The sequence below is a fragment of the Scytonema sp. PCC 10023 genome, from assembly GCF_963920835.1.
In the GTDB taxonomy this organism is placed as follows: domain Bacteria; phylum Cyanobacteriota; class Cyanobacteriia; order Cyanobacteriales; family Nostocaceae; genus Kalymmatonema.
The window spans coordinates 1-2354 of record NZ_CAWUDP010000258.1 but is presented as its reverse complement, the minus strand read 5'-3'; the positions used below and the strand labels follow the sequence as shown (position 1 = coordinate 2354).

The following is a 2354-nucleotide window of genomic DNA, read 5'->3' as shown; positions in this document are numbered from 1 at the left end:
TCATATATCACTAGCGGACTCCGCGCCGCTAGTTAGAGGCTCATATCTTGCACCTATCCGTATAACCCTGGGCTTAGTCAAAAGCAGCGCAATAAAGTTACATCACTTTTCTGAGCTTTTATCAGTTAAATAAGGACTTCAGGCTTAGTACTAAGTGTGAGAATAACATCAATTTTTCTTGGTGCAAGATGTCAGTTATGGGCTTATGCTGCACTTGCTCGATCTACGCTTGCCCCAACACAATGATAGAGGCACCTGCCATGTAGCAAGCGCCCCTCTTTGTGATGCTATTGCTTGAACCTTAGCGAACAGATGTGCGTTAGTCACTATATACAATAAACTAACGAACATGTGTTCGCTCACCCCTTGCTACCTAATGTCCACAGCGACTAATGAATCTAACGCTGCTATCTCTTGCTTCATAAGCTCCTTGCGGGCTGCTTCTGCTTTCTCTAGTTCAATTTGCTTTAGCTTAAACTCTTGACGGGTCTTGTCGCCTTTGACTCTGGATACTCTTGTGCTTTCATTGTCAGCGTAGGCTTTCTGTATCTGGGCTTTATGATGCTATTGTATAGTTGTTAGTATCGTAAATAACTTTAGTAGCATGAAAGAAACTAAAAAACAAACGAACTCAGACAGCCAAACGATTGTGAACTGGGAGGTATATGGTGAAGAGTTGACAGAAGAAGAAGTAACGATGGTAAATGGTGGGGCGGCCACAGATTTTCCGGCACTGTTATTTGTTAACTTGTCAGCATATCCAGAATTAGTTTACAGGGGAGGACAAATTACATATCGTTAAGCTTCTAACGTACACAAACGAGAAAGCCGTCCAGTGCTGCCAACACTAGACGGCTTAGGTTTTTATGCTTTTTGTTGACTGTACCAAGTGACGAATCATTATTTATAAACAAGAGCGGTCACTTGGAACATTAGCTACTCCCCTCCCACCAGAAGATTACCTAAATTAAACGGTAAATGTGTTCAATAGTATTTTGAATTTGTTCAGGGGTTTGAACATGTTTAATCATCAAGAAATTTTCTAGTTTTTGTTGAACAAGTTGTATTGTTGTATCTACAGGTTGATGATGTAAGACTTCAAGCCTTAAAAGATGAATAATATATTCGGCTAGATTAAAATCCGGAGAATAAGGAGGAGTATAAATAAACTCAATTTCAATTTGTTTTTGAATTCCCAATTCAGATAAGTTAGTAACTAATTGAGAGCGCATTTTTTGTTTGTGCGTCGAGTTATTATCTAAAATAATCGTTAAATATTTCACTCCACTTTTCAGACAATCATTAACGAACTCAGTAAAATAGCTTGATACATCTTCAGTTTTAGAACGCTCTTTTAATGGGAGCATCCCAATTTTGAAAAAAGACTAAAAAAGTCCTATATTATTCGCGATTGTTACTCGCGAATAATATAGGACTATACGGATGCTCCCCATAACTGCGAAAATAATCGTAGTCAGGGAGGATAGTTATGACAATGACACCAGAGGATAAAAAACAATTAGAAGTCCATATTAAAGAGATAGCCAAAATTCTCTATAAAAACACTCCAGCAGATAAAATTGAGACTTTCGAGGGTATCGAACACTCTGTACGCGAGCAAGTTCTCGAACATGTCAGCCCAAAAATCGCATTTTTTTTGTCGAAGAAAAGACAGGAACCCACAAAGGGTACACCAGAACTATAAGAAGTTGTGTAGGTCAGATCAAAATAACGAAAAAACAAGCTTCACGTCTAGGAATTGAGCCATATAGACGGTTAAGCCCAATGCTTGAAAAGTGTTGTTTATTACTAGCAGCAAACGAGTCATTTCAAGATTGTGAGAACGACCTTAAGGTTATGACCGGAGTCGAAGTTGGTCATAGTACTCATCATCGTCAAGTAAAAAAAGCAGATTTGTTACCCCCCAATGTTAAACAGAAGCTGACTGAAGTTTGTCTTGATGGTGGAAAAGTTCGGTTGCGTCACAAAGAGAAAGGTAAACCTGCGTACTGGAAAGAGTATAAAACAGGACGATTACAAGGAATATATTACGGTGCCTTTTTCCAAGACAATCTTTCTCTAATTAACTGGGTTAATACCCAAAACCTTGCTAGAACCGTTTACTGCTTGGGTGATGGACATGATGGTGTATGGAACCTGTTTGCACAAATCGCAGACGACCATACTCGACAAGAAATTCTTGATTGGTATCATTTGAAAGAGAACCTCTATAAAATTCAGGCATCAAAAAAGTTTTTAGAACAAATCGAAGCAGACCTATGGCAAGGATTCGTAGAAGAAGCAACTAGTACTGTGCGACAGAAATAATCAGACAGTTTAGAAAACTAGAGGAC

At 38.7% G+C, this 2354-nt stretch carries 2 protein-coding genes and 1 pseudogene; 2 read left to right on the top strand and 1 reads right to left on the bottom strand.

Features of this window, described 5'->3' with window-relative positions; all coding sequences use genetic code 11:
- The first annotated feature begins 604 nt into the window (after nucleotides 1-604).
- The gene (locus ACM0OZ_RS48485; protein WP_414590096.1) at nucleotides 605-802 is read left to right on the top strand and encodes a hypothetical protein; all 198 of its coding nucleotides are present in this window, start codon (nucleotides 605-607) and stop codon (nucleotides 800-802) included.
- Between the two features lie 160 nt (nucleotides 803-962).
- Here ACM0OZ_RS48485 and ACM0OZ_RS48480 read toward each other — a convergent pair whose 3' ends face one another.
- Entirely contained in the window at nucleotides 963-1367 is a 405-nt protein-coding gene (locus tag ACM0OZ_RS48480) for a transposase (RefSeq protein WP_414590095.1), read from the bottom strand.
- A 122-nt stretch (nucleotides 1368-1489) separates the two neighbouring features.
- Between ACM0OZ_RS48480 and ACM0OZ_RS48475 the strand changes: the two are divergent.
- Nucleotides 1490-2322: pseudogene (locus ACM0OZ_RS48475) on the top strand (ISKra4 family transposase); the annotation flags it as partial.
- Nucleotides 2323-2354: the final 32 nt, after the last annotated feature.

What these genes read in the sequence shown, in the direction of transcription:
- ACM0OZ_RS48485 (WP_414590096.1), top strand. Translation starts at nt 605, where the DNA reads ATGAAAGAAACTAAAAAACAAACGAACTCAGACAGCCAAACGATTGTG.
- ACM0OZ_RS48480 (WP_414590095.1), bottom strand. Translation starts at nt 1,367, where the DNA reads ATGCTCCCATTAAAAGAGCGTTCTAAAACTGAAGATGTATCAAGCTAT.